Source organism: Bacillus sp. TH22 (genome assembly GCF_016651015.1).
Lineage (GTDB): Bacteria > Bacillota > Bacilli > Bacillales > Bacillaceae_G > Bacillus_A > Bacillus_A mycoides.
The window spans coordinates 1,503,268-1,528,543 of the sequence record NZ_JAEKER010000001.1 but is presented as its reverse complement, the minus strand read 5'-3'; the positions used below and the strand labels follow the sequence as shown (position 1 = coordinate 1,528,543).

26 protein-coding genes, 3 other RNA genes and 2 riboswitches are annotated in these 25,276 nt (G+C 35.6%); of the genes, 26 read left to right on the top strand and 3 right to left on the bottom strand.

What is annotated here, in order from left to right; all coding sequences use genetic code 11:
- Positions 1 to 120: 120 nt before the first annotated feature.
- From JFU18_RS07635 to pbuX, 13 genes are all read left to right on the top strand, one after another.
- Entirely contained in the window at positions 121 to 735 is a 615-nt protein-coding gene (locus tag JFU18_RS07635) for a YppG family protein (protein ID WP_201034937.1), read from the top strand.
- 155 nt (positions 736 to 890) lie between these two features.
- The gene (locus tag JFU18_RS07630; protein WP_085310121.1) at positions 891 to 1,355 is read left to right on the top strand and encodes a CotD family spore coat protein; all 465 of its coding nucleotides are present in this window, start codon (positions 891 to 893) and stop codon (positions 1,353 to 1,355) included.
- 56 nt (positions 1,356 to 1,411) lie between these two features.
- Positions 1,412 to 1,966 (top strand): SLOG family protein, encoded by a 555-nt coding sequence (locus tag JFU18_RS07625; protein ID WP_002030808.1) that lies wholly within the window; start codon positions 1,412 to 1,414, stop codon positions 1,964 to 1,966.
- A 97-nt stretch (positions 1,967 to 2,063) separates the two neighbouring features.
- Complete coding sequence (gene gpsB / locus JFU18_RS07620; RefSeq protein ID WP_000622426.1) at positions 2,064 to 2,399, top strand: cell division regulator GpsB; 336 nt, start codon at positions 2,064 to 2,066, stop codon at positions 2,397 to 2,399.
- A gap of 87 nt (positions 2,400 to 2,486) precedes the next feature.
- An RNA gene (gene rnpB / locus JFU18_RS07615) (RNase P RNA component class B) lies at positions 2,487 to 2,878 on the top strand.
- A 180-nt stretch (positions 2,879 to 3,058) separates the two neighbouring features.
- Positions 3,059 to 4,198 (top strand): THUMP domain-containing class I SAM-dependent RNA methyltransferase, encoded by a 1,140-nt coding sequence (locus tag JFU18_RS07610; protein ID WP_002011868.1) that lies wholly within the window; start codon positions 3,059 to 3,061, stop codon positions 4,196 to 4,198.
- A 61-nt stretch (positions 4,199 to 4,259) separates the two neighbouring features.
- Positions 4,260 to 4,442 (top strand): DUF3921 domain-containing protein, encoded by a 183-nt coding sequence (locus tag JFU18_RS07605; RefSeq protein ID WP_002126488.1) that lies wholly within the window; start codon positions 4,260 to 4,262, stop codon positions 4,440 to 4,442.
- A 138-nt stretch (positions 4,443 to 4,580) separates the two neighbouring features.
- Positions 4,581 to 6,518, top strand: coding sequence for an ATP-dependent DNA helicase (locus tag JFU18_RS07600; RefSeq protein ID WP_002011942.1), 1,938 nt, complete (start codon positions 4,581 to 4,583; stop codon positions 6,516 to 6,518).
- A 118-nt stretch (positions 6,519 to 6,636) separates the two neighbouring features.
- On the top strand, positions 6,637 to 8,154 hold the full coding sequence (gene ypwA, locus JFU18_RS07595) for a carboxypeptidase (protein ID WP_002030824.1): 1,518 nt from the start codon (positions 6,637 to 6,639) through the stop codon (positions 8,152 to 8,154).
- A 48-nt stretch (positions 8,155 to 8,202) separates the two neighbouring features.
- On the top strand, positions 8,203 to 8,676 hold the full coding sequence (locus JFU18_RS07590; protein WP_002166059.1) for a GNAT family N-acetyltransferase: 474 nt from the start codon (positions 8,203 to 8,205) through the stop codon (positions 8,674 to 8,676).
- A gap of 152 nt (positions 8,677 to 8,828) precedes the next feature.
- Positions 8,829 to 9,587, top strand: coding sequence for a type I methionyl aminopeptidase (locus JFU18_RS07585; protein ID WP_201032811.1), 759 nt, complete (start codon positions 8,829 to 8,831; stop codon positions 9,585 to 9,587).
- Positions 9,588 to 9,691: 104 nt separating this feature from the next.
- A riboswitch (purine riboswitch) is annotated at positions 9,692 to 9,793 on the top strand.
- A gap of 107 nt (positions 9,794 to 9,900) precedes the next feature.
- Positions 9,901 to 10,494, top strand: a complete 594-nt coding sequence (locus JFU18_RS07580; RefSeq protein ID WP_002086571.1) for a xanthine phosphoribosyltransferase — start codon at positions 9,901 to 9,903, stop codon at positions 10,492 to 10,494.
- Between the two features lie 2 nt (positions 10,495 to 10,496).
- The gene (pbuX, locus tag JFU18_RS07575; RefSeq protein WP_002168774.1) at positions 10,497 to 11,813 is read left to right on the top strand and encodes a xanthine permease PbuX; all 1,317 of its coding nucleotides are present in this window, start codon (positions 10,497 to 10,499) and stop codon (positions 11,811 to 11,813) included.
- Positions 11,814 to 11,829: 16 nt separating this feature from the next.
- Here pbuX and JFU18_RS07570 read toward each other — a convergent pair whose 3' ends face one another.
- Entirely contained in the window at positions 11,830 to 12,993 is a 1,164-nt protein-coding gene (locus JFU18_RS07570) for a DUF418 domain-containing protein (protein WP_201034938.1), read from the bottom strand.
- A gap of 354 nt (positions 12,994 to 13,347) precedes the next feature.
- Here JFU18_RS07570 and JFU18_RS07565 point away from each other — a divergent pair, with 354 nt between their 5' ends.
- Together JFU18_RS07565 and JFU18_RS07560 are read left to right on the top strand one after the other, a co-directional pair.
- The gene (locus JFU18_RS07565) at positions 13,348 to 13,503 is read left to right on the top strand and encodes a hypothetical protein (RefSeq protein WP_002011935.1); all 156 of its coding nucleotides are present in this window, start codon (positions 13,348 to 13,350) and stop codon (positions 13,501 to 13,503) included.
- A 218-nt stretch (positions 13,504 to 13,721) separates the two neighbouring features.
- On the top strand, positions 13,722 to 17,381 hold the full coding sequence (locus tag JFU18_RS07560; RefSeq protein ID WP_201034939.1) for a dynamin family protein: 3,660 nt from the start codon (positions 13,722 to 13,724) through the stop codon (positions 17,379 to 17,381).
- Between the two features lie 3 nt (positions 17,382 to 17,384).
- On the opposite strand, the gene JFU18_RS07555 is transcribed toward JFU18_RS07560, so the two are convergent.
- A complete protein-coding gene (locus JFU18_RS07555) occupies positions 17,385 to 17,639 on the bottom strand; it encodes a DUF3931 domain-containing protein (RefSeq protein ID WP_000369740.1) in 255 nt (84 codons plus the stop codon).
- Between the two features lie 71 nt (positions 17,640 to 17,710).
- Between JFU18_RS07555 and JFU18_RS07550 the strand changes: the two genes are divergently transcribed.
- The 5 genes from JFU18_RS07550 to ssrS (JFU18_RS07530) all read left to right on the top strand — a co-directional run bounded on the left by JFU18_RS07550 (position 17,711) and on the right by ssrS (JFU18_RS07530) (position 19,812).
- On the top strand, positions 17,711 to 18,178 hold the full coding sequence (locus JFU18_RS07550) for a GNAT family N-acetyltransferase (protein WP_002086567.1): 468 nt from the start codon (positions 17,711 to 17,713) through the stop codon (positions 18,176 to 18,178).
- Between the two features lie 21 nt (positions 18,179 to 18,199).
- A complete protein-coding gene (locus tag JFU18_RS07545) occupies positions 18,200 to 18,472 on the top strand; it encodes a YpbS family protein (protein ID WP_000451806.1) in 273 nt (90 codons plus the stop codon).
- 2 nt (positions 18,473 to 18,474) lie between these two features.
- Positions 18,475 to 19,308 carry a sulfurtransferase gene (locus tag JFU18_RS07540; protein ID WP_201034940.1) on the top strand — a complete coding sequence of 278 codons (834 nt, stop codon included), beginning with the start codon at positions 18,475 to 18,477 and terminating at the stop codon, positions 19,306 to 19,308.
- Between the two features lie 116 nt (positions 19,309 to 19,424).
- Positions 19,425 to 19,607, top strand: a non-coding RNA gene (ssrS, locus tag JFU18_RS07535) — 6S RNA.
- 21 nt (positions 19,608 to 19,628) lie between these two features.
- Positions 19,629 to 19,812, top strand: a non-coding RNA gene (ssrS, locus tag JFU18_RS07530) — 6S RNA.
- Positions 19,813 to 19,867: 55 nt separating this feature from the next.
- Here the strand turns inward: ssrS (JFU18_RS07530) and JFU18_RS07525 are convergent.
- Positions 19,868 to 20,317, bottom strand: a complete 450-nt coding sequence (locus JFU18_RS07525) for a hypothetical protein (RefSeq protein ID WP_002030848.1) — start codon at positions 20,315 to 20,317, stop codon at positions 19,868 to 19,870.
- 83 nt (positions 20,318 to 20,400) lie between these two features.
- Here JFU18_RS07525 and JFU18_RS07520 point away from each other — a divergent pair, with 83 nt between their 5' ends.
- The 6 genes from JFU18_RS07520 to JFU18_RS07495 all read left to right on the top strand — a co-directional run bounded on the left by JFU18_RS07520 (position 20,401) and on the right by JFU18_RS07495 (position 25,260).
- Complete coding sequence (locus JFU18_RS07520; RefSeq protein WP_002126505.1) at positions 20,401 to 20,712, top strand: hypothetical protein; 312 nt, start codon at positions 20,401 to 20,403, stop codon at positions 20,710 to 20,712.
- A 3-nt stretch (positions 20,713 to 20,715) separates the two neighbouring features.
- Positions 20,716 to 21,951, top strand: coding sequence for a glutathionylspermidine synthase family protein (locus tag JFU18_RS07515; RefSeq protein ID WP_201034941.1), 1,236 nt, complete (start codon positions 20,716 to 20,718; stop codon positions 21,949 to 21,951).
- The gene (locus tag JFU18_RS07510; RefSeq protein WP_002086561.1) at positions 21,948 to 22,334 is read left to right on the top strand and encodes a DUF350 domain-containing protein; all 387 of its coding nucleotides are present in this window, start codon (positions 21,948 to 21,950) and stop codon (positions 22,332 to 22,334) included. Before JFU18_RS07515 ends, JFU18_RS07510 begins: the two co-directional genes overlap by 4 nt.
- Positions 22,335 to 22,537: 203 nt before the next feature.
- Positions 22,538 to 22,703, top strand: a riboswitch (M-box (ykoK) riboswitch).
- A gap of 354 nt (positions 22,704 to 23,057) precedes the next feature.
- On the top strand, positions 23,058 to 23,783 hold the full coding sequence (locus JFU18_RS07505) for a P-type ATPase actuator domain-containing protein (RefSeq protein WP_002011924.1): 726 nt from the start codon (positions 23,058 to 23,060) through the stop codon (positions 23,781 to 23,783).
- A 132-nt stretch (positions 23,784 to 23,915) separates the two neighbouring features.
- Positions 23,916 to 24,782, top strand: a complete 867-nt coding sequence (locus JFU18_RS07500) for a 5'-3' exonuclease (protein ID WP_201034942.1) — start codon at positions 23,916 to 23,918, stop codon at positions 24,780 to 24,782.
- A 337-nt stretch (positions 24,783 to 25,119) separates the two neighbouring features.
- Positions 25,120 to 25,260 carry an FbpB family small basic protein gene (locus JFU18_RS07495; protein WP_001228051.1) on the top strand — a complete coding sequence of 47 codons (141 nt, stop codon included), beginning with the start codon at positions 25,120 to 25,122 and terminating at the stop codon, positions 25,258 to 25,260.
- Positions 25,261 to 25,276: the final 16 nt, after the last annotated feature.

The following is a 25,276-nucleotide window of genomic DNA, read 5'->3' as shown; positions in this document are numbered from 1 at the left end:
CTTTCTAATTTTTTTAAAAATTTAAACTTCCGACAAAAACAGACAGGTACTCCGTCACACATTTTATTTTATAGGTACATATTCTATATGTAGAAACTTATGTCAAGGAGGAGAGAATGCATGTTTCAACAACCTAATGTATATCAGCAAACAAATCCATATGCACAGCAAAATATGTATCAATATAATGAGGATACATATTTACGATATAATATGTATCCTTTCGAGCCTCATTATGGAAACCAAAATTATTATCAACCATTTGAAGTGTCGTTTGGGAATCAGCCGCAACAAGCATATACGAATCAACCACAGCAAGCGCATATGAATCAACCGCAACAACCGCACATGAATCAGTCGCAACAAGCGTATATGAATCAACCGCAACAACCGCACATGGATCAGTCACAACAACCGCATATGAATCAGCCGCAGCAAATGTATACGAATCAACCACAGCAAGCGTATATGAATTCACAAAACTACATGTCGCCAGCTCAATATGTAAATCAACAAGCTATGTTTTATCCACCAAAACAACCATATCCAACGATGAATAAACAAAAGCAACAGCAACAGCAACCAAGTCAGTTTTCTAGTTTTGTTTCACAATTTAAATCATCAGATGGTAACTACGATGTAAATAAAATGATGAACACGGCTGGACAAATGATGAACGCGATGAATCAAGTAACAGGGATTGTTAAGCAAGTCGGGGGCTTTTTTGGTAAATAATAGTAGGGGGTTGTCTATAATAGGTATTACGTATGAAATTGGATACTAGACAAATTTCCATGAAATAAATGGGTATATATAACAAGCGGCTTTAGCCCCTCACTCATATTGTAAAGTGTAGTCAGATTTTTTTAATGAGAGAGGAGAGAAAAACTATGCATCATTGTCATCCTTGCTTTGGAGGGCATAAGCCTGTAGGACCTATTTGTACGACAGCTCCTGTCATTCATCCAACGAAACAATGCGTAACACATTCTTTTTCAACAACGGTGGTGCCACACATTTTCCCAACGCATACAACACATGTACATCATCAACAAATTAAAAATCAAAACTTCTTCCCACAAACAAACTCGAACGTAAATGTTGTAGACCCTGGTGATCCAGGATCTGTTGGTGGATTTGGCGGCGGATGTGGACCATGTGGTCATGGTCATCATCACCATGGGCATCAAGTATCACCATTTGGACCAGGACCGAATGTGTCACCATTTGGACCAGGACCGAACGTGTCACCATTTGGACCAGGACCGAACGTGTCACCATTTGGACCAGGACCGAATGTATCACCATTTGGACCAAATATCGGACCAAACGTTGGTGGAATGTTTAAAAAGTAAATGATATGTTAGAACTAGCGAAATGCTAGTTCTTTTTTTGTAATTGGAGTGTTGATATGAAGGTTGTTGCTGTAACAGGATATAAGCCGTTTGAACTTGGAATATTTAAAAATGATCACCCAGGAGTAGAGTGTATAAAAAAGGCGCTGCGTCGTAAATTAACTGTTTTTGTAGAAGAAGGTTTGGAGTGGGTTATTATAAGTGGTCAGTTAGGAGTAGAGCTATGGGCTGCTGAAGTTGTTTTTGAAATTCAAGTAGAATATCCAAATTTAAAATTAGCTGTATTTACTCCTTTTTTAGAACAAGAGGAAAATTGGAAGGAAGATAACCGTGAATATTACGAATTTATTCTTTCACAAGCAGATCATATTGATAGTATTACGAAACGGAAGTACGAAAGCCCAGAGCAATTTAAATTAAAGAATCAATTTTTTATTGAAAAAAGCGATGCACTTTTAGCTGTATATGATGAAGAAAAGTCTGGGAGCCCTAAATATATTGTAGAAGCAGCTAAGAAAAAAGGAGAAATAGAAAATTATCACAGTTATTTCATTCTTTTTTCTGATTTACAAGATATAATGGAAGAGGAACAGTGGAATAATGCAGAGTAATATGTAATATAGTACTCGTATATTTGATTGACAAAAGGCGTTGTTTCTGAAAAAATTTAGTTAATGAAAGCTTTGGCAAAAATTTGAGGTGAAGAAAATGATTTCGGATAAAATTAAATTAACAGCGAAAGATATTTTAGAAAAAGAATTTAAAACAGGTATGAGAGGTTATCAACAAGAAGAAGTAGATAAGTTTCTTGATATGATTATTAAAGATTATGAAGCTTTTCATAAGGAATTTGATCAATTAAAACAACAAAATGCTCGTTTGAAACGTGAATTAGAAGAACAAAAAGTAGCGGCAACACAAGTTCCGCAACAACCGGTACAAACACCAGTTGCACAACCAGTGTATAACAATACGAATACGGATATTTTAAAACGTCTATCTAATTTAGAAAAAGCTGTATTTGGAAGTAAGTTATACGAATAAATTAAGGTAACAAAAAGGTTAAAGCATTTTACATAGAAAAAAACATTGCAAAATCTTTTTGTTTCCACTATACTAATGTTTGTCATAACGTTTGGGTAATCGCTGCAACGCCAACGTTGTAGAGGAAAGTCCATGCTCGCACGGCCTGAGATGGCTGTAGTGTTCGTGCCTAGCCAAGTCATAAGCTAGGGTATTCTGGCTGCAAGGCTGGTTTAACGGCAGGGAAAAAACCTAAGTCCTTTCGGATATGGTTTGACTACCTTTAAAGTGCCACAGTGACGAAGTCCTTGAAGAAATGATAGGAGTGGAACGAGGTAAACCCCACGAGCGAGAAACCCAAATAATGGTAGGGGAATCTTTTCCAAGGAAATGAACGACGGAAAAGGACAGGTTTTCGTAACCTGTAGATAGATGATTACCACCGGAGTACGAGGCGTGGGCCGTTTGCAGTACAAAGGAACAGAACATGGCTTACAGAACGTTATGAACCAACTATGAAATAACTCAGCTCTCCTTTGTTAGAGGAGGGCTTTTTATTTGTATGAAGTTATAAGTTGTGAGTTAAAATGGTAAGTGAGAATATTCTTCGTAATATGTGATAATTAATAGGACAACATGTTATTAATTATTGTTTGATTATACATAAGAGGTGAATGCAAATGGGAAAAGTTACTTTAATTGCAACAGCGGCAATGGGTATTGAAGCGTTAGTTGCCCGAGAAGTTCGCGATCTTGGTTATGAATGTGAAGTGGAAAACGGAAAGGTAACGTTTGAAGCGGATGAAAAAGCGATTTGTCGTACGAATTTATGGTTACGTACTGCAGACCGTGTGAAAATTAAAGTCGGCGAATTTAAAGCAACGACATTCGATGAGTTATTTGAAAAAACAAAAGCGTTAAACTGGGGAGATTATATTCCAGAGAACGGAGAATTCCCTGTTATTGGGAAATCTTTGAAATCAACATTATTTAGCGTTTCAGACTGCCAACGTATCGTTAAAAAGGCTGTTGTTGAGAAATTAAAAACAACGTATAGACGCACAACTTGGTTTGAAGAAGATGGACCGTTATTCCGTATTGAAATTGCAATGCTCAAGGATATTGCGACGTTAACAATCGATGCGAGTGGTGTAGGTCTTCATAAACGTGGATACCGTCTTGAGCAAGGTGAAGCGCCTTTAAAAGAAACATTAGCTGCGTCTTTAATTAAGTTAACAAACTGGAAGGCGGATCGTCCTTTCGTTGATCCTTTCTGTGGATCTGGTACAATTCCAATTGAAGCTGCATTAATTGGACAAAATATCGCACCAGGATTTAACCGAGGCTTTGCATCGGATGAATGGGGCTGGGTTGGTAAACAAAATTGGCGCGAAGCTCGTCAAGAAGCTGAAGATTTAGCTAATTATAATCAACCATTGCAAATCATTGGATCAGATATCGATCACCGTATGATAAGAGTTGCCCAAGATAACGCAGAAGAAGTTGGATTAGGGGATCTTATATCATTTAAACAAATGCAAGTAAAAGATTTCACGACAAAAGAGGAATATGGCTATGTTGTAACGAATCCTCCATACGGAGAACGTTTAAGTGAAAGAGCGCTTGTTGAAAAATTATATAAAGAAATGGGAGAGGTATTCCGCCCATTAGATACGTGGTCAATGTATTTATTAACAAGTTATGAAGCATTTGAGAAATGTTATGGGAAAGATGCATCGAAAAAGCGTAAACTGTTTAACGGATTTATCCGTACAGATTACTATCAATACTTCGGAAAGCGTCCACCGCGTAATTCATAGTATAAAACTCCTCCAGCACGCATATACTGGCTATTATGTAATGCGTAAAGGAGGAAGTGATATGGATAGTTTCCAATTATCGATGATTCAAAAAGCTATTCACCGTACGTATGATGAGCTCGGAAAAGAAGTGGATAGTCAAGGTGCAATTGTAGATGGAATACAAAAAGCGCAGGAAGAATATTTGTCAGCTCTTTCACATGAAACAGCGATTGATAAACGTTATTTAAGGTCATTAATATAGAAAAAAATTTTCCTTTTTCGAAAGGGAAATTTTTTTTCGTGTATTTCTATGTATTGTAACAGGGGAAAGTGGCTGCACATATGTGAGTAGCAGTTGCTATATCTTTTTATAGAAAAACTGTTTGGTTGGAGGCTAAGGATGTTTACTGAGAATAGGTTACCATTTGAAGTAGGAAAACAAGATAATTTTTATGATAAGTTGAATGAGTGGATTGGAGATGTGTTTTACGACATTCTTCCGGAAAAAGGCTTTGAAGAGCGTGATGAACAGATTTTTATGGCGTTTCAGTTAGAGCGCGCTTTCCAAGAGAAGAAAGTTATGTTTGCAGAAGCAGGTGTAGGAACAGGGAAAACAATTGTATATCTTTTATATGCAATTTGTTATGCACGTTATACAGGGAAGCCGGCTATTATCGCTTGTGCAGATGAAACGTTAATTGAGCAGCTTGTGAAAGAAGAAGGAGACATTGCTAAGTTATCTGAAGCATTAGGGCTATCTGTTGATGTTAGACTTGCGAAGTCAATGGATAATTATTTATGTTTACGTAAACTAGAAGATGTTATGAGTGGACGAGCTCCAGAAGTAATTGAAGATGTATATTACGAATTACCTCAGTTCGTATTCGATCATGGTACGATGCAGAACTTTACTCACTATGGTGATCGAAAAGAATTTCCACTGTTAAATGACGAGGAATGGTCAAAGGTAAACTGGGATTACTTCCAAGATTGCTTCACTTGTGATTCTCGTCATCGTTGTGGTCAAACTCTTTCGCGCGAGCATTATCGTAAAGCGGCAGATTTAATCATTTGTTCTCAAGATTTCTATATGGATCATATTTGGACGTACGAAGCTCGCAAACGTGAAGGACAAATTCCGTTATTACCAGAAAGTAGCTGCGTTGTATTCGATGAAGGGCATCTTGTAGAATATGCAGCTCAAAAAGCTTTAACGTACCGTTTAAAACAAACGATGATGGAGCAACTTTTAACGAGATTATTACAAAATGATATTCGTGAAGAGTTCGCACATTTAGTAGAAGAAACAATTTGGCAAACTGAACAATTCTTTGGGGTACTACAAGAGAATAAAAAGGAAATTGAAGGTTCTGATCGTTTAGAAATTACTGTGACAGAAAAGGTAACTGCAGAAGCGAAAAGACTTTATGCGAAAATCGGTGAAGTCGGTGATGCATTAGTATTTGAAAGTGAAATGCATACAGTAAACACATACGATTTAAATATTGTTGATGAGCATTTAGATGTGTTAGAGCATTCACTTCGTCTTTTCATGCACGAGAAAAATGTAATTACGTGGGGTGAAGAAGGCGATGGTGCTTTCACGTTAGTTATTATGCCGCGTGCAGTTGAAGAAGTGTTACAAGAAAAAGTATTCTCGAAGAAGATTCCATATATTTTCTCTTCTGCGACATTATCTGACAATGATTCGTTCGCATTTACTGCAAATAGTCTAGGGGTAAAAGATTACTTATCATTCTCAGTTGCTTCGCCGTTTGATTATGAAGAGCAAATGACAGTAAACTTACTTCCGTATACGAAAGAAAATGAATGGGAAAGAAAGTGTCAATATACACTTGAAAATATACAAAAAACAAATGGACGTACACTCGTATTATTCCGTACAACGCAAGAACTTGCAGCGTTTAAAGAATATGTAAGTAAAGAGCAAATGTCAGTTCCGTTCCTATATGAAGGAGATCAAGAAATTAGTCAGCTCGTTTCTCGTTTCCAAAATGAAGAAGAGACTGTACTTTGTGCCGTTCATTTATGGGAAGGTTTAGACATTCCAGGTTCATCATTATCACATGTTATTATTTGGTCATTACCATTCCCTCCAAACGATCCTGTGTTTGAGGCGAAGCGTAAACATGTGAATGATCCATTCTGGGACGTAGATGTGCCTTATATGATTTTACGTCTTCGCCAAGGAATTGGACGTTTAATTCGTACAAGTGAAGATAAAGGTGCTATATCATTATTCTTATCAGATAATGAAGATGAAAAAGTGATAGAAGCAGTGAAGAAAGTACTTCCGGTAGAAGGAAAAGTACTTTAAGCGAAAAAATGTTGTAGGGAAAAGTTTGGCATTTGCCAAGCTTTTTTTCTATTAGAAAAGGAATTTATGTTTCAGTGTCGAAATAAGTTTGAGGTAGAAAAAGGAGGTTTTTTATACTATGACAGTTGCTACATATGAAGTGGAAAAACAATTTTTAACATATGTCAAGAAGATAGAGAATTACGGAGAGGCATTAAGCTTAATGTTTTGGGATTTAAGAACAGGTGCACCAAAGCAAGGAGTAGACCAGCGTTCAGAAGTAATTGGAATGCTTTCATCCGAAGTGTTTGCGATGTCGACTTCAGATGAGATGGGGAACTATTTAACTGAACTAGAATCTTTAATTGTTGAAAATAAACTTTCTGAAACGACAAAGAAAATGGTTGAAGAGTGTCGTAAAGAATATGATAGAAATAAGAAAATTCCACAAGCGGAATATGAAGCGTATGTGAAATTAGAAGCGAAAGCGGAAAGTGTATGGGAAGAAGCTCGCGAAAAATCTGACTTCGAAATGTTCCGTCCGTATTTAGAAAAAATTGTTGAATTCAAAAAGAAGTTTATTACATATTGGGGTTACGAAACGTACAAATATAACACGCTATTAGACATGTATGAGCCGGGAATCACAGTAGAAGTGTTAGATCATGTATTTGGTCAACTACGTGAACGTATCGTTCCGCTTGTGAAAGAAATTTCTGAGTCTAAAAAAGAATTAAAAACAAATGCCTTAGCTGAACATTTTTCAAAAGAAAAACAAAAGAATTTTACTTTAGAGTTATTAAAACAATTGAACTATAACTTTGAAGCGGGTCGTCTTGATGAAACGGTACATCCTTTTGAAATTACATTAAATAGAGGGGATGTTCGTATTACGACTCGTTACGATGAAAAAGATTTCCGTATGGCAGTGTTTGGAACAATTCATGAATGTGGCCATGCTGTATATGAACAAAATATTGCGGAGGAATTTGAAGGTACACCGCTATGTAGTGGAACTTCTATGGGTATTCATGAGTCACAATCATTATTCTTTGAGAACTTTATCGGTCGTAATAAATCATTCTGGAAGAAAAATTATGATTTATTAAAAGAGTATAGCGATGGTCAATTCAATGATATATCAGTAGATGAGTTTTATGATGCGATTAACGAATCGAAGCCATCGTTTATTCGTATAGAAGCAGATGAGCTTACATATCCGCTTCACGTCATGGTTCGTTATGAACTTGAGAAAGAATTATTTGATGGTACATTACAAGTGAAGGATTTGCCAGCGGCTTGGAATGATAAGATGGAAGCATATTTAGGAATTCGTCCGGAAAACGATGCACAAGGTGTATTGCAAGATGTTCACTGGGCTGGTGGTTCATTTGGATACTTCCCATCTTATGCGCTTGGTTATATGTATGCAGCGCAATTTAAACATAGGATGCTAAAGGATATTCCAAACTTTGATGCATTATTAGAAGAAGGAAACGTGACACCAATTCGTGAATGGTTAACAGAGAATATTCACCAATATGGCAAAACGAAAAAACCACTTGAAATTTTAAAAGATGTGACAGGTGAAGGTTTAAATGCAAACTACTTAGCTGATTATTTAGAAGCTAAATATAAAGAGATTTATGAGTTATAAAACAGGAGCTGCTTAATTGCAGCTTTTTTTTATGAGGGAGTGAGAGAAATGGGCTATATGTTTACAGTAATGTCGCAAGCGGAAGCAGAAGAAATTGCATACAACTGGCATTATGAAGGGGAGTATTCTTTTTATGATATAGAGGCAGATGAAGAAGATTTAGCTGAGTTTTTAGAGGATGAGAGTAGAGGGAATCATACATTTTCTGTGAAGGAAAATGGTACTCTCATTGGTTTCTTTAGTTTTAGTAACATAAATAATCAAACGGTTGATATAGGTCTTGGAATGAGACCTGATATAACTGGGAATGGATTTGGTCTACAGTTCGTAAAAGCTGGACTAGCTTTTAGTAAAGAAAAATACGGATGTAACTATATAACACTATCAGTAGCGACATTTAATGAAAGAGCGATTAAAGTGTATAAAAGAGCAGGATTCGAAGCTGTTGGAACGTTTATACAGAAAACAAATGGTAGTTGTTTTGAGTTTTTGAAAATGAATTATATATGTAAAAATGATTAAAAAACAGAGGAGAGCTTCTGTTTTTTTATTTTGATGTAGAAATAAATGATGTTTTTTTGTACTTGTTGTAATTAGAAGTTTTGAAATTTTGGAAGAGGATGTGTATGATTGAAGTTTAGTAGCAAATAGCAAGTTTAGTAAGGAGAGGTAGTATGATTACAATTAAAACGAAAAATGAAATAGATTTGATGCATGAATCTGGGAAGTTACTAGCTTCTTGTCATAGAGAAATTGCAAAAATGATGAAACCAGGAATAACGACACAAGAAATTGATACGTTTGTTGAAGCGTATTTAGAAAAGCATGGTGCAATATCTGAACAGAAAGGTTACAACGGGTATCCATATGCGATATGTGCATCTGTAAACGATGAAATGTGTCACGGTTTCCCTAGTGATGTACCTTTACAGGAAGGAGATATTGTGACAATTGATATGGTAGTAAACTTAAATGGTGCGCTCTCGGATTCTGCATGGACGTATATAGTTGGAGATATTTCTGATGAAGCAAAAAGGTTATTGTTAGTAGCAGAGAGTGCTTTATATAAAGGGATTGAGCAAGCAATAAGTGGTAACCATGTTGGAGATATTGGATACGCAATTGAAAGTTATGTAGCCTCTGAAGGGTTTTCTGTTGCAAGAGACTTTACGGGACACGGGATCGGTAAAGAGATTCATGAAGAACCAGCGATTTTTCATTTTGGTAAACAAGGACAAGGGCCTAAGTTACAAAAAGGAATGGTAATTACAATTGAGCCCATAGTAAATGTAGGTATGCGATATTCTAAAGTAGATTTAAATGGGTGGACTGCAAGAACGATGGACGGTAAATTATCAGCTCAATATGAGCATACAATTGCGATTACGAAGGATGGTCCTATCATTTTAACGACGCTTAAATATGAAATGTAAGAGTTTGCAAAACTCGAACGAAAATAGTATTTTCATAAAATTCGTACGTGTTTTTTCGATAAATGCTTTTCAAAGTGAAAAAAGTGCGTTATAATCCTTCTATAAATAAATAAGTTAGCTACACTCATATAATCGCGGGGATATGGCCTGCAAGTTTCTACCGAAGTACCGTAAATACTTTGACTATGAGTGAGGACGAATATATTTGCTTGTTTAGCATTCTTTTTTGCGAAACTCCAAAAGCACGTCTCTCACTTGTAACGAGTGGTGGCGGCTTTTGGAGTTTTTTATTTGCATAAGAGGAGGAACTAACATGAAAGTATTACAAGAAAAGATTTTGAACGAAGGAAAGGTTTTATCTGGTGATGTATTAAAGGTAGATGCATTTTTAAATCATCAAATTGATCCAGTACTTATGCAAGAAATCGGAAAAGAATTCGCTAAGCGTTTTAAAGAAGAGAACATTACAAAAATCGTGACGATTGAATCTTCAGGCATTGCACCAGCGGTTATGGCTGCTTTAGAGCTTGGTGTAAAAGTAGTTTTTGCAAGAAAGCGTAAATCGTTAACGTTACAAGATAATATGTATGTTGCAAACGTATATTCATTTACAAAACAAGAAACGAACGAGATTTCATTATCTCGAAATCATATTGATGAAAATGATCATGTATTAATTATTGATGACTTTTTAGCAAATGGTCAGGCTGCTTTAGGTTTAATGAGTTTAGTAGAGCAAGCCGGGGCAAGTATTGCGGGAATTGGCATTGTTATTGAAAAAGCATTTCAAGATGGAGGAAAGAAGCTGCGTGAACAGGGTGTTCGTGTTGAATCACTAGCAGAAATTGCATCACTTGATAACGGCACAGTTACATTTGTACAGCAAGAAACTGCGGAGGTGAACTAACGATGAAGCAGCACCCATTTAAAATCGCATCGCTTGGTATTCAGCACATGCTTGCCATGTACGCTGGCGCAATTATTGTTCCTCTTATTGTCGGCGGGGGACTTGGTTTAAATCAACAAGAATTAACGTATTTAGTATCGATTGACTTATTAATGTGCGGCGTAGCAACGATTTTACAAGCATTATCAAATCGTTTTTTCGGTATTGGGCTTCCGGTTGTACTTGGTTGTACATTTACAGCGGTTGGACCGATGATTGCAATTGGTAAACAATACGGCGTGTCCTCTATATATGGAGCAATTATTGCTGCGGGATTATTTGTTGTTATTTTCGCGAAATTATTTGGGAAGCTTGTAAAACTGTTTCCTCCTGTTGTAACAGGATCTGTCGTTACAGTTATTGGGGTTACACTTGTTCCAGCAGCTATTAATGATATGGCTGGAGGAGTTGGAAGTAAAGATTTCGGAAGTCTAGAAAATTTAGCGTTAGCATTTGGTGTTTTATTATTTATCATTATTATGTATCGTTTCTTTGACGGATTTATTCGTTCAATCTCTATTTTACTAGGTCTATTGTTCGGTACAATCGTTGCAGCATTTATGGGGAAAGTAAGTTTGCAAGCGGTTGGAGAAGCGGATTGGTTCCACGGTATTCAGCCATTTTACTTCGGTACACCAACATTTGAATTAACGCCAATTATTACGATGATTCTCGTTGCTTGCGTAGGAATTGTGGAAGCAACAGGGGTATATTTTGCATTATCTGATATTTGTAATAAAAAGATCGGTGAAAAAGAATTAACAAAAGGTTATCGCGCAGAAGGATTAGCAATGGTTCTAGGTGGTATTTTTAACGCATTTCCATACACAACATATTCTCAAAACGTAGGACTTGTTCAATTAACTGGAGTAAGAAATCGCGTCATTATCTATACTTGTGGTGGTATGTTAATTGCTCTTGGGTTTATTCCTAAAATCGCAGCCATTACAACAATTATTCCGAAATCAGTACTTGGCGGTGCAATGCTAGCAATGTTCGGCATGGTTATGGCATATGGTATTAAAATGTTAAGCAGTGTTGATTTTGGAAAACAAGAAAATTTATTAATTGTTGCATGTTCTGTCGGAATCGGACTTGGAGTTACAGTTGTTCCAACGTTATTTTCACAGCTTCCGGAAAACATTCGTATTTTGACAGATAACGGAATTGTACTTGGAAGTGCATCAGCAGTACTTTTAAATATTGTATTTAATATGGTGCCGCAGCGTAAAGTAAAAGAAGAGCCAGTGTCTATGCAAAGTGCAGTAAGAGAAGCGTAAAAAAAGCAAGGTCTCATTATGAGACCTTGCTTTTCTTTTTAAGTGGCATCATTTTCCCGTACGTACCAAGACGCCAAATGTACTCAAGTGGCCCATATTGATAACGTGACAGCCACCAGCGGCTAATAAAGATTTGCAACGTGTAGAAACCGATGCAAAATAGTGGTCCTACCCATAATGGAGCGGGATAATAATTTTTGAAAAATAGGCCGAATACAAGTAACGTAATAATCGTATGCGTGATGTAATTTGTTAACGCCATTCGTCCGACATATTGGAACGGACGTAATAATGTTTGCCATCTTTCTTTTTGTAATAAACGCATGAGCGTGAAAATGTAGAATATGAATAATGTTTTTCCACTAAACATTGTAAAGGCCTGCATATAAAATGGTTCATAAGATGGTTTTGATAAGAAGTAACGGACCATGAAGAACCACATTGGTAATGTCAAAATGAACATAATGATTTGCCATTTTTTAAGCTTTGAATCCAACTCTTTCGTGCGGCGAAAAATATCTTTTTTGCCGGCGTATAAACCAAGTAAAAATAGTCCAACTGTTTCTGGGAGCATGAATGCGTTTAGTCCAATTCCTTCAGAGTAAAATGCATGGAAACGATTTTGTATTTGTGACACCCAGTCTTCAAGTGGCATGATCGGTAAGGAAAACCCTAACTCTGCCTTTGGTACTAAGGCAACCACTATACTAGCGATTAGCATGAAAAACTGAAAAATGCTTAATAAAACGATTGCCCATATTAAAATGGTACGAGGTTCTCTCTTATAAAATAAAAATAAGAAAAATCCAGCGATGGCATAACTATGTAAGATGTCTCCGTCCCATAAAAGAACGTAATGCAAGAACCCAAATAATAATAAAATAAGTAAGCGACGAACAAATAAAGTTTTTGGGCGATCTGTTTTCGCTTCAGCACGAGTCATAAAAATGTAAAAGCCTAGGCCGAATAAAAACGAAAAGATTGTATAAAACTTTGTTTGGATAAACATATCGTAAAATAGACGGATATAGCTATCTAGCCCCTCATAAACTCCTGAAAGATCACGTGAGTCAATCCCAGCGATAACAGGCCAGTTAACAAGAAAAATACCTAGTACAGCTATTCCTCTAATAATATCGATGGAATGTATCCTCTCGCCTTGTGAAATATTTTGTGTCATTATTTTCCTCCTTATTAAGTAATTCCCTTTTATCCCGCATTAACAAGTAGTAAGACTCCCACCTCAAAATTCAGTGAATACGAGGAAGTTAGGTGGGGGATCAACTGCTTGTAAAAGCCCGATTGGTTCAACTAATAATTAGTGGTGATGGGAAATATCCCCACTAATTACAGTTTCACTCTATTATACAAAATGTAAAGAGGAGGGTATATAGGTTATTTCCAATTTTTAAAACTGCTAAGATGTGTATTATGAGATATAATAAGAGTGCACAGCAAGTTTTAAACTTCTTTAAAACAGGCAGTAAAGCTCCTTTTCCCGAAGGAGCTTTCTTTTTTTAGAAATTTGTTGATAATGATTCTCTTTAATGATAAAATGTATTCAAAAGTGATAATCATTATCAAAAAAGGTTGGTGTGTTAATATGGTGTATGCACTTGTTGCAGGAACAATTGCTATATATGTTGGTGTTACAAAGTATGTATTAAATGGAGTAGGAACAACAAAATGAATAATATTACATAAAATCCCTTTCATTTGTAAAAAGAATGAAAGGGATTTTTTATTTTTGATGTGAATATGCTGAAAATTTAGTATGATAATAAAGTGAAACTTTAATCAGCGGGGAGGTCTATCCCTCGCTGATTACTAGCCCGCACGAAACGGGTTTTTACTGCCCACAAATAGCGGGATAAAGTATATACATCTTGGATAAAGGGGAACAAGGGGATGACAAACATAGTACAGACAAACGGTATGAAAAAACTTGTTTGTTTTTATGAAGAGTGGCAAAAAAACGGCGATGTAGAGAATAGTTTGAAGTTGTTTGAAGTGATTCAAAAATATAAACAAGAGCAGCTTATGCTAGCTTTTTGTGGTCATTTTTCTGCGGGGAAATCGACAATGATGAATCACCTATATAAAGCGCAATTATTACCGACAAGTCCGATTCCAACGAGTGCTAACGTTGTTAAAATTGAAAGAGGATCTGATCGTGTTGTTGTAACGATTAAGTCTGGAGAACAGTATGAATATGACGGCGCATATTCAGCAGAAGAATTAAAACAAATATGTAAAGACGGTGATGAAGTAATTGGTGTTCATATTTATCGAAATGATGCGCCAATTCCTGATGGGGTTATGTTAGTTGATACGCCCGGAATTGATTCTACGGATGATGCCCACCAATTAGCGACGGAATCAACACTACATCTAGCTGATGTTATTTTCTATATGATGGATTATAACCATGTCCAATCAGAGGTTAACTTACAGTTTGTTAAAGAATTGAAACAACGTAATAAAACGGTTTATCTCGTTGTAAATCAAATAGATAAACATAAAGCAAATGAGTTATCGTTTGAAGAGTATAGAGATAGTGTAAAACAGTCTTTTTCTAACTGGGATATTGAAGTAGATGGTATTTTCTATACATCATTGCGAATGATGAATCATCCATACAATGAAATTCAAAGTTTAGAAGCATTAATCTTTTCTATCATGAAAGAAAAAGAGCAGTATGTAAGAAAGGGAATGGAGCGAGAAACAGAATATTTACTGCAAGAACATTGCTCGTTTATTCTTTCTGAAAATGAAAAATATCTCATGAAATATGAAGAAGAATTAACATCACCACTGTCACTTTCAGAGATAGTTGAAAAAAAGGAAGAGTTAACTGAAAATAAAAATCGGGTGGCTAGTAAAGAATCTGATGTGAGAAATGAATTTATAAAAGGTTTACAAGCCATATTAGATAACGCATATTTAATGCCATTTGAAATGAGAGAATTGGCAAATAAATATTTAGAAACGAAATTAACGAAGTTTAAAGTTGGTTTGTTATTTGCGAAAGGAAAGACGGAGCAAGAAAAACAGAGACGTGTAGATACTTTTTATTCTGCTCTTCAAAAGACTGTTGAAACGCAACTTGATTTTCATGTGAAAGAATTTATTGTAGCCTTCTTAAAAGAAGAAGGGTTATTTACAGAGGAAATAGGGAAAGACATATATGCGTTAGAAATTGCTTTCGGACCGGAAGTGTTGGCTGAAACAATTAAACAGGGGGCTGGATTTACCGGTGATTACTTACTTCTTTATACTGCTGACGTTGCAAATGAGTTAAAGAAAAGATACTTTATGAAATCTCAGCAAATCTTTGGAAAAAGTACGGGTATATTGCAGAAGAAAGTGAAGATAGAGATTGCTCGTATTGAAGAAGAAATTGAAAAATACACGATGTTACAAACAGCAAAAGAAACAAAATTACAATACATTAAGACGTATGAGGAATATGAGAGCTATTTAGGAGATATTTGGAATGAAAATGTTTCTATACCAGATGGATTGAAAATAGACGAAATATTACAAAGTAAAAAACAAGTTGTTAGTGAGAAGTTTACACTACAAGAGCAAGAAATTGTAAATGATAACGTAGCGGCTAGTGAAGCAGAGATTAAAGGAACGAAAGCTTTAAATATTCAGCGTATATTAGAAAAAGTGAAGAAAGCTGAAATGATATTAGATCCATTGCCTACACTGAAACATCTACAGCAAGAAGTAGTTGGAAAAAGACAGCGTGTAGAAACGAAGCAATTTACAGTAGCGTTATTTGGAGCTTTTAGTGCTGGGAAATCATCATTTGCTAACGCATTGCTCGGTGAAAAGGTACTTCCTGTATCGCCAAACCCAACGACAGCAACAATAAATCAAATTTTGCCAGTTACAGAAGATAAACCACATGGAACGGTAATTGTCCAGTTTAAGTCAGAGCAAGCGCTGTTAGAAGATATGAAAGCTGTTTATAAAATGTTTCACTATGAAATTGCTACATTGGAAGAAGCGTTAACGAAAATTGATCAAATTATGAAATACCCTTCACCAAGCGGGAAGCAAAAAACAACATTTAGCTTTTTGCGAGCGGTACAAAAAGGATATGAGGCAGTTGCTAATCATTTAGGGGAACAATTACAAGTTACATTAGAGGAGTTCTCTGATTATGTAGCTAATGAAGAAAAATCATGCTTTGTTGAGTATATGGAGCTTTATTATGATTGTGCTTTAACAAGGCAAGGAGTAGCTCTTGTAGATACACCAGGGGCGGATTCTATTAACGCGCGCCATACGGATGTTGCATTCCAGTATATTAAAAACGCAGATGCTATTTTATTCGTAACATACTATAATCATGTTTTCTCTCGTGCGGATCGTGAATTTTTAATTCAGCTCGGTCGTGTAAAGGATACATTTGCACTTGATAAAATGTTCTTCTTAATAAATGCTGCCGATTTAGCACAATCTGAAGAAGAACTTGAAATGGTAAAAGGTTATATTGCGGATCAGCTCCTGCAATACGGTATTAGAAATCCACGTTTATTTGCAATTTCAAGTTTATGTGCGCTTGAAGAAAAGCAAGGGAAAAGTATTGATAAAGAAAAGTATGGTATTTTACAAAACTCCGGGATTACTAAGTTTGAAGAATCATTTACGTCCTTTATGATGAGGGATTTAATGCTTGTATCTGTGCATGCTTTATATGGTGCATTGCAAGGAGCGAATCAGCTTCTTGTAAATATGATAAATGGCGCAAAGCAGGGAAATGATGAGAAAGAGAAGCAAACAAAAAAATATGAAGCAGAGCGTAATCAGCTACTTCATATTATTTCATCATATAGTGTACTTGCTGAAGAGCAAGCAATGCAAAATGAAGTGAAAGAATTGCTTTATTATGTACACCAACGTCTATTTTTACGCTATAACGATGTGTTTACTGAATTTATTAATCCGGCGTCGTTACGAACAGATGGGAATGTGAAAATGCAGTTGCAGCAATGTGTAATGGAATTAGTTTCATTTATTCAACATGATTTATTACAAGAAATGCGTGCGACATCATTACGTCTTGAAAAATGGATAGATGAAGCGATGAAGCGTGCAAAGGATGAAATTGTTGTGAATTGCAAAGTGAAAAATGAATCGATTTCTATGGGTGGAACAGTGGATTATGAATATAAAATTATTACACATAAAGAGCCGTTTCCTTCAATAGAAATAAAAGATTTTAAAAAGGCACTAGCACATTTTAAAAATGAGAAAAGCTTTTTTGAAAAAAATGATAAAGCTTTTATGCAAGAAGACGCTAAAGGAGTGTTAGAACCTTTCGTATCAAACTATGTAGTTGATGAAGAAGATTTATTCGTTCATCATTATAAGCAAGAGTGGGATGCAAAATGGAACCTATTCCAAAAGGTGATGCAGCAAGATGTTGAGAATTATTATGAAAGTATATTATTCGCTTTAGCTGAAACAATTGATGTATCACTATACGAACAAAGTAAAGAAGAGCTACAAAAGCAGTTAGTAGAAATTGAAAAAGAAATTTATATTAAATAGCTGTTATGAAAAAAAGATTCGTTCAATTTTCTTTTGTAGTACAGTATCTAAAGATTTTACAAACCCTGCAAACTCATCAGTAGAAATCATATGGGTAAGAACTAAGCGTCTGCCGTCTGGTGTTTCACCGCATAAGACGAATGAAGAAAACTCATACGTTTTGTTTTCTACTACTAATTTTGGATAGGAATATGTGTCGCTCTTCTTTTTCTTTCCATCAATAGAGATGACGTTGCATTTTTTCTCATTGTTGTCCATGGTGAATCCCTCCTTTCTATTATCTATGGTAGACAAGGGGGGTTTAGAACAATAGAGGAGGGGGAATTTTTATGTCTGTTGTCATAGAGCGTATTTCGAAAGAAGCTATACCGAAATCTTTATTACTTCTTGCTGATCCAAGTGAAAGCCAAATTGATGCATATGTACAGAGAGGGTTTACGTATATAGCTAAACAAGAAGAAAGAATCATCGGTGTATATGTGCTTTTGGAAACAAGACCAAGGACAATGGAAATTATGAATATTGCGGTTGTAGAGCATTTGCAAGGAAAAGGGATTGGAAAGCAGCTATTAAGTCATGCCGTAGAAACTGCTAAAGGATATGGTATGTCAAAACTTGAAGTTGGTACAGGCAATTCTAGTGTTTCACAACTTGCTCTATATCAAAAATGTGGATTTCGTATTTTTTCTATTGATTTTGATTACTTTTCAAAGCATTATGAAGAAGAGATTATTGAAAATGGGATTGTATGTCGCGATATGATTCGGCTTGCAATGGAATTGAATAAGAACGTATAACTTATTTAGGGGGAAGAGAAGATGGAAGTACATAAAGCAATTACAGCACATTCTCGTAAACAAAATGAAAGTGTAAAAGCATGTTTACAATTAGATGCGCAGCGTGAAGCAGCTATTGAAGCAGCCGTATCTCTTGCGTCAAAGGGGAAAGAATTTTCGGTTGATATCATTAATGTTGTAACAAAGCAAATTAATGATCTTGCAAAAAATGGTGTTACACTGCAGCGTAAATTTGTTACAGAAGAAATGGTTATGGAGTATGTAAGTCGTTTGCAAGAGAAAGAAGGTCGTTAAAGATGATAGTTACAGTCGAATGGTTACGTGAGCATATAGAAGATGAGAATGTCCGTATAATCGATTGTCGATTTGATTTAGCGAATCCTAATTGGGGTAGAGAGAAGTATGAGGAAGAACATATTCCTCATGCGTTATATTTTGATTTAAATTTAGATTTATCAAGTCCTGTAGCAGAACATGGTGGCCGCCATCCGTTGCCAAATATTGAGGAGTTTGCAGACAAGCTTTCACAGGCCGGGATTGATGAACATACGACAGTGATTGCGTATGACAGTCAAGCTGGTGCAATGGCTTCTCGTTTATGGTGGTTATTAAACTATGTAGGACATGAGAAAGTGTATATATTAGATGGTGGACTTCCGGCTTGGAAAGAGAATGGATTACACACAACGCCGAATATCCCAGTTATTGCACGAAAACCTTTTATACTGGAAATACAAGAAAATATGCTTGTAACGATGGAAGATGTGAGAGGGAAAATTCGTGCAGGTGCAAATATGACATTAATTGATTCTAGGGAATCAAAACGTTATGCTGGTGCGGAAGAGCTCGTTGATTCGAAGGCAGGGCATATTCCGACGGCAGTAAACTATTTTTGGAAAGATGGGATTTTAGAATCGGGACACTTTAAAAACGAAGAGGAACAGCAAGGGCGTTTCCAAAATCTTGATAAAGAGAAGGAAACAATCGTATATTGTGGTTCTGGTGTTACAGCGTGTCCGAACATAGTTGCATTAAAATTAGCTGGTTTTCAAAATGTTAAATTGTATACAGGTAGCTGGAGTGATTGGATTTCTTATCCAGAAAATCAAATTGCAAAAGAAGAAGATTAATCACTTGCATGCAAAAATAATTTGTATTAAAATAAGGTCACAAGCAAGAGATTGCTTCAAAAAAATTATATTTTACACATTGGAAACAATGTGATAATATAACGACAAGTAAATAATACATCCTGCGGTGTGCGTAACTTATTTATGTCTAAAACCGATGTTAGTTTTACGGAAGCTCAATATTTAGTGACCATTATCAAGCCTTCCTTGTGGAGGAAGATATACGGTAACTGTGAGGGCATCCACCTGCGAGTAGCGGGTTTTTGGACATTTACGAGAGACGGCACTTGCGGGGGTCTTATTTCAACTAATAGTATATAAAATTCCTACGGTGTACGTAGCTTGTGTATGTCTTAAACCAATAAGTATAATGCGGAAGTTCAATATTTAAATGTAGATAGCAGGCCATCTTTTTAAGAAGGAAGTTACAAACATTTGTGAGAACATCCACCTGTGAGAGCAGGTTTATGGACATCTATAGATAACGGCATATGTGGGACTATATAAAAAACCTTACGTTTTATACGTAAGGTTTTTTTGTTGAATAAATATACTCATGTTATCTCGATTTACCTGTAAAGTTCCCATAATAAATATAGCACTTACGGTCTTCATCAATTTCTCTTGAATCGAGGGTGAATTCCAAATGTATTCCATCCCGTTGAATATATATAATATCTGAATGGAGAGAGGGTAAGATATCCTCGTAATTCCAAATATCTTTACTTTCTATCATAATTGAGCAGGTTTCCTTTAGTTCTCTAATTTCAAAACCTATGTGCGAGTATGTAGGATCTGAAGGGTCGTTGGAAAAAACTTCTTTTTGTATATATAACACTGCTGTTCCGTCTGGATCTACTGAAGTTGCAGTAACGATATATGTATTTCCATCTTTTATAAAATATTCACAAGTCATGCGCGCGACAATTTCAGAATTAGAAATATTTGCGTAGTTCCATAAAGCTGGATACCCGTTTGTTTCATCATTGAGCCGATATTCCAATCGCATTTTATCCCTCTTCTTCCTTTTTCTTCTACTTTATCATGACATCTTATATAATAGAAATATAATTTAAAAAGGGGAGTGCAAAGGTGACAAAAACGAAATGGCTAGTAGGTGGTGTCCTAACATCTTTAATGACGGGCACTTTATTTGGCTGCGCGCAAGATATTCCCCCCGAACCGAATGATAATAGTTGTTCTGATTGGGATTGGGATGATGAGCTTGGTGTTTGGCAGTGTGATGATAGTAGTTCAGGTTATCGTGGACATTACTTTTATGGTGGTACATACTATCAAAATAAATCCACCTTCAAAAATTCATCAGAGTTTAAAACTTATCAATCTTCGGCCGAATTTAAAGGTGGAATTGGAAGCGGTTCAAAAGGTGGATTTGGAGGTTAAAATATGTCGCAATACATAAAGAAAAGAAAAGAATTTTATTCGAATTATCCTCATTTCTGGTCGGATTTATATGAATGTGAGTATAGTTTGTTTCATGTTTTCCCGATAACAGAGCAAACGATGAAACAATTACAAGTAGCAACTGAACGAATGGGGAAAATATTTTTTAAGACTGCTAGAATTCTTCGGAATTTATCTAATGAACAGTTTCTTGAACTCGGTTTTCCAACTGCAAGCTTGCCTTTTATTAGACTGAAAGGGATGTATCCTGAATCTGTTATTTCACGATTTGATTTTACTTTAACAGAGGATAATCGTATTAAAATGCTTGAGTTTAATAGTGATACTCCAACTTTTATTGTGGAATGCTTTCAAATGAATGGAAAAGTTTGTGAAGAACTTGACTATGATGATCCAAATGCAAATCAAGAGCGCTTACTTTCTTCTGGTATTACAAAAGCCGTAATGGAGTTTACAAAAGGAATGGAAGATCCAAATGTTGTTTTCACAGCTCATCCTGAACATATAGAAGATTGGAATACGACTATGTATTTGAGTGGGCTATGTCATGTTGAAAATAAAGTGATGCCAATGACAGAACTTAGAATTACAGATGATGCTTTAGTAGATAGAGATGGTGTACCAATTGATGTTTTGTATCGCCAAACATATCCAATTGAAGACTTAATTGAAGATCAAGATCCCGAAACGGGGGATTTGGTGGGAGTAGAACTTTTGCAACTTGTAAAAGAAGGAAAGCTTTTTATTATAAATCCTTTGTCGGCCTTTTTACTTCAGCCGAAATCAATTCAATGTCTTATTTGGGGATTAGCAGAAGAAGGTGCTTTTTACACAAGTGAGGAACAAAAGTGGATTAAAGAATATATGCTTCCTACATATTTAGAGCCAGATTTATTTTTTGGGAAAAGTCCTTTCGTTCAAAAACCTTCATTCGGTAGGGAAGGTGACACGATTACGATTCGTGATAAGGATACAAATATTATGATTCGAAATGCACATGAAACGTATAAATCGTCACTGCCTATATTTCAGAAATATACAGAGCTTCCAGTTGTATTTTTGGAAACTGAAAAAGGAATTGAGAAGCTGTCGTACGTGTTTGGGGCTTTTTTAATTGCTGGAAAAGCGAGCAGCATCGGTATACGTACCGGAGAAAAAATTACGGGAAATGAATCGTATTATTTACCGGTAGGTATTAAGAAGGAGGAAAATAAATGATTAATTTTTTACTATATTTAGCAGTATCACTTGTACTTTTGTGTATCGGTCTTTTTCTTATGGAAGTGACAACGAAAGTTAAGGAATTTAAGTTAATGGCTCAAGGGAATAAAGCGGTAAGCTATGTACTTGGAGGAAGACTACTTGGTCTTGCTATCGTTTTATATTCAACGGCTGCTAATTCTATTTCAATTCTTGATATGGTTTCATGGGGAGCTGTTGGGATCTTAGCTCAAATTATTGTCTTTTATTTAGCGGAATGGCTTACACCACGTTTTAATATTAATAAAAGTCTTGAAGAAGATAATCAAGCAGTTGGTCTTTTCCTTATGTTTTTATCACTTTCCATCGGAATTGTAATTGCTGGTTGTGTAACGTATTAAAACCCTTACATTTTAACGTAAGGGTTTTATTTTTCATTTGCTAATTTTTTGCAATATGTGTTCAATTAATTTATGTAGCCGAACGCTGAGCAGAATGCGTATTAGTGTACTAAACTCGAGATAGTTATTGTAATAAGGAAAAGTTTCCATACAAAGTGTTGACATCTATTTTAAATAAGAGTAACATTTTCTATGTAATTATAATAAGTCTCTGTTAGGTGAGGCTCCTGTATAGAGAAATGCTACTGCCCAAAAATGTCGAGAGACGCCAATGGGTCAACAGGAATGATCGAATTAAGGTTTTTCTTAACGTAGCTGGTAATGAACCTATGCTATACAGTGCTAAAACTCGGCGAGGGAGAGGTCCATAGATTTCTAATTGTATTATATTAGGAATCGCTTATTTGTGTATGCAATGACCTTTGCTCTCTTATGAGTAAGGGTCTTTTTTGTTAGCAAGCTATGAGTAATTTCATAGTATAGATTATAACTAAAAAATTAAAGAGGAGGTGAGGAGCATGTCAAATTCTGACTCGGTTCCGTTACCCATATACTTCAAATCAAAAATATATGATGTAGGCAGGAAACGACTTGTTCCTCCCTCTATATTTATCATAATGTAGCGTTTATTCGAGTATTTAAGCGCTAGACACTTTCACAGTAAAGTGGATAAATTGAGAAACAAAGCGTTTCTTCCTATGTTGTAAAGGAGGAGACGATAATATGTTATATGTAAATAAAAGTGTGGGTAACACTTCGTATAAATTAAGTAAAAAAGCAATGAAAGAACAAACAATGCTTCAAAAAAATAAAGATTTATTAATTGAAATCGCAACAAGAGATGTAAAATCTGTATTTGCGTATTTTAAAACAACAAGAGACGGACTATCTATGAAAGAGGCACAAAAGCGTATTCAAGTATACGGCCGAAATGAATTAACTTCAAAAAGAGCGCGTATTGCGGAAGTAATGATGAAGCTAAGTGGAATGATCCCAGGTCTTTCAAAACAAAATATGGGTGATGAATTACAATGTGAAACAGTTACTGTTTCTAGAGTAGCTGGCTGTAGCGTAACAGGGCTAAACAGTGAACTAAAAATGATGAAATTACCAGTACAAGAGCTTGTACCTGGAGATATGATTTTTCTTGCAGAGGGCGATACAGTGCCAGCAGATGTACGTATTATTTATGCAAATGATTTATTAGTAAATGAATCTATGCTGACAGGAAATGATGCTAGTATTGAGAAATTTGAAAGTTGCTATCATCTTGAACGTAAACGATTTATTCCATTAAAACGGATGAAAGACTATAATCCACTTGAACTTGAAAATGTATGTTTCAAAGGTACGTATATTGTTGACGGAAATGCAAAGGCTGTAGTTGTTTCGACAGGTAAAAATACGTATTCAGGAATACTTCATACTTGCTGCGGTAGAATGTCTTAATGTGTTAATGATGCTAAATATACAAAAACAATGTATAATAGACAAAGTTGAACAAAAACGTAGAATGGTAATCTATATATAACCTTACGTGATAACGTGAGGTTATTATTTTTTGTTAGTAGGAGAGGAATTATGAAAAAAGTATTATTAGTTGATGGTATGGCACTATTATTTCGTGCTTTTTACGCAACAAGTGTATATGGACAATTTATGAAACGACAAGATGGTACCCCGACGAATGGGATTCATGGTTATATGAAGCATTTATTAACAGCAACACAAGCAATCGAACCAACGCACATTGTAACGTGCTGGGATATGGGAAGTACGACATTTAGAACGGAATCTTTCTCGAATTATAAAGCAAATCGTGCAGCACCGCCGGAAGAATTAATTCCGCAATTTGATTTAGTGCAAGAAATGACTGCGAAATTATCTATGCCTGTAATCGGTATGAAAGGTTATGAAGCGGACGATTGTATCGGTACGCTTGCAAAACAATATTGCAATGAAGCGGAAGTTTATATTTTGACAGGTGATACAGATTTACTTCAACTTGTTGATACGAATGTTACAGTTATGCTTCTTCGTAAAGGAATTGGAAATTACGAGTATTACACACCGGAAAAAATCATGGAAGAGAAAGGTGTAGAACCTTGGCAAATTGTTCATGCGAAAGCTTTCATGGGAGATACAAGTGATAATTATCCGGGTGTAAAAGGTATTGGTGAAAAAACAGCGTATAAGCTTATTCAAGAACATGGTACAGTATCGGCAGTACTAGAAAATATAGCATCATTAACGAAAGCGCAGCGTACAAAAATTGAAAGTGATTTAGAGAACTTAAGTATCTCTTTACAATTAGCGCAAATTCATTGTGAAGTTCCAATTTCATGCTTATTAGAAGAAGGGTTACACACAATGGACGAAGAAAAACTACGCTTTGTTTGTAACGAAATGAATTGGGGAAGACCTGAAATATTAATTAATATGCTTTAAAGAGCATGGAAAGGTTGATCAAATATATTTTTGATTAACCTTTCTTTTTTTTGTTCACAAAGTTGTCAGAAAATAAACGGAATTTTCATATGAAGTTCAAATGGAATTCACAACAATCAACTATTATAAGGACATACAGATAAATCCTTATCCCGCATTAACGGGAGATAGGACTTCTATCTCAGTATTATAGCTGAATAAAGAGTGATGATGGAAGAGTAACTCCCTGTAAAAGCCCGATTGATGTAGGCTAATAATTAGTGAGGGTAAATCCTCTCATTGATTAAAGTTTCAAGTTATCTTTTATATAAACCATCCCCCAAGGAGGAAAATAAACATGCGAAAAAAAGTGAGAAAATCCTTTAAACAATTATTAATAGAAAATAAACAATCCCTACTAACTAATAAAGAGAATATGAAAGAAATTGAAGAACGGATTGAGAAACGACATGTAGCATATAGTGCTGCTAGCAATTGATAATTTTGTTTATGAA

What these genes read in the sequence shown, in the direction of transcription:
- JFU18_RS07500 (WP_201034942.1), top strand. Translation starts at nt 23,916, where the DNA reads ATGAAAAAAGTATTATTAGTTGATGGTATGGCACTATTATTTCGTGCT.
- JFU18_RS07570 (WP_201034938.1), bottom strand. Translation starts at nt 12,993, where the DNA reads ATGACACAAAATATTTCACAAGGCGAGAGGATACATTCCATCGATATT.
- JFU18_RS07550 (WP_002086567.1), top strand. Translation starts at nt 17,711, where the DNA reads ATGTCTGTTGTCATAGAGCGTATTTCGAAAGAAGCTATACCGAAATCT.
- JFU18_RS07560 (WP_201034939.1), top strand. Translation starts at nt 13,722, where the DNA reads ATGACAAACATAGTACAGACAAACGGTATGAAAAAACTTGTTTGTTTT.
- ypwA (WP_002030824.1), top strand. Translation starts at nt 6,637, where the DNA reads ATGACAGTTGCTACATATGAAGTGGAAAAACAATTTTTAACATATGTC.
- JFU18_RS07555 (WP_000369740.1), bottom strand. Translation starts at nt 17,639, where the DNA reads ATGGACAACAATGAGAAAAAATGCAACGTCATCTCTATTGATGGAAAG.
- JFU18_RS07610 (WP_002011868.1), top strand. Translation starts at nt 3,059, where the DNA reads ATGGGAAAAGTTACTTTAATTGCAACAGCGGCAATGGGTATTGAAGCG.
- pbuX (WP_002168774.1), top strand. Translation starts at nt 10,497, where the DNA reads ATGAAGCAGCACCCATTTAAAATCGCATCGCTTGGTATTCAGCACATG.
- JFU18_RS07580 (WP_002086571.1), top strand. Translation starts at nt 9,901, where the DNA reads ATGAAAGTATTACAAGAAAAGATTTTGAACGAAGGAAAGGTTTTATCT.
- JFU18_RS07510 (WP_002086561.1), top strand. Translation starts at nt 21,948, where the DNA reads ATGATTAATTTTTTACTATATTTAGCAGTATCACTTGTACTTTTGTGT.
- JFU18_RS07635 (WP_201034937.1), top strand. Translation starts at nt 121, where the DNA reads ATGTTTCAACAACCTAATGTATATCAGCAAACAAATCCATATGCACAG.
- JFU18_RS07505 (WP_002011924.1), top strand. Translation starts at nt 23,058, where the DNA reads ATGTTATATGTAAATAAAAGTGTGGGTAACACTTCGTATAAATTAAGT.
- JFU18_RS07625 (WP_002030808.1), top strand. Translation starts at nt 1,412, where the DNA reads ATGAAGGTTGTTGCTGTAACAGGATATAAGCCGTTTGAACTTGGAATA.
- JFU18_RS07605 (WP_002126488.1), top strand. Translation starts at nt 4,260, where the DNA reads ATGGATAGTTTCCAATTATCGATGATTCAAAAAGCTATTCACCGTACG.
- gpsB (WP_000622426.1), top strand. Translation starts at nt 2,064, where the DNA reads ATGATTTCGGATAAAATTAAATTAACAGCGAAAGATATTTTAGAAAAA.
- JFU18_RS07585 (WP_201032811.1), top strand. Translation starts at nt 8,829, where the DNA reads ATGATTACAATTAAAACGAAAAATGAAATAGATTTGATGCATGAATCT.
- JFU18_RS07525 (WP_002030848.1), bottom strand. Translation starts at nt 20,317, where the DNA reads ATGCGATTGGAATATCGGCTCAATGATGAAACAAACGGGTATCCAGCT.
- JFU18_RS07565 (WP_002011935.1), top strand. Translation starts at nt 13,348, where the DNA reads ATGATTCTCTTTAATGATAAAATGTATTCAAAAGTGATAATCATTATC.
- JFU18_RS07495 (WP_001228051.1), top strand. Translation starts at nt 25,120, where the DNA reads ATGCGAAAAAAAGTGAGAAAATCCTTTAAACAATTATTAATAGAAAAT.
- JFU18_RS07590 (WP_002166059.1), top strand. Translation starts at nt 8,203, where the DNA reads ATGGGCTATATGTTTACAGTAATGTCGCAAGCGGAAGCAGAAGAAATT.
- JFU18_RS07630 (WP_085310121.1), top strand. Translation starts at nt 891, where the DNA reads ATGCATCATTGTCATCCTTGCTTTGGAGGGCATAAGCCTGTAGGACCT.
- JFU18_RS07600 (WP_002011942.1), top strand. Translation starts at nt 4,581, where the DNA reads ATGTTTACTGAGAATAGGTTACCATTTGAAGTAGGAAAACAAGATAAT.
- JFU18_RS07515 (WP_201034941.1), top strand. Translation starts at nt 20,716, where the DNA reads ATGTCGCAATACATAAAGAAAAGAAAAGAATTTTATTCGAATTATCCT.
- JFU18_RS07540 (WP_201034940.1), top strand. Translation starts at nt 18,475, where the DNA reads ATGATAGTTACAGTCGAATGGTTACGTGAGCATATAGAAGATGAGAAT.
- JFU18_RS07545 (WP_000451806.1), top strand. Translation starts at nt 18,200, where the DNA reads ATGGAAGTACATAAAGCAATTACAGCACATTCTCGTAAACAAAATGAA.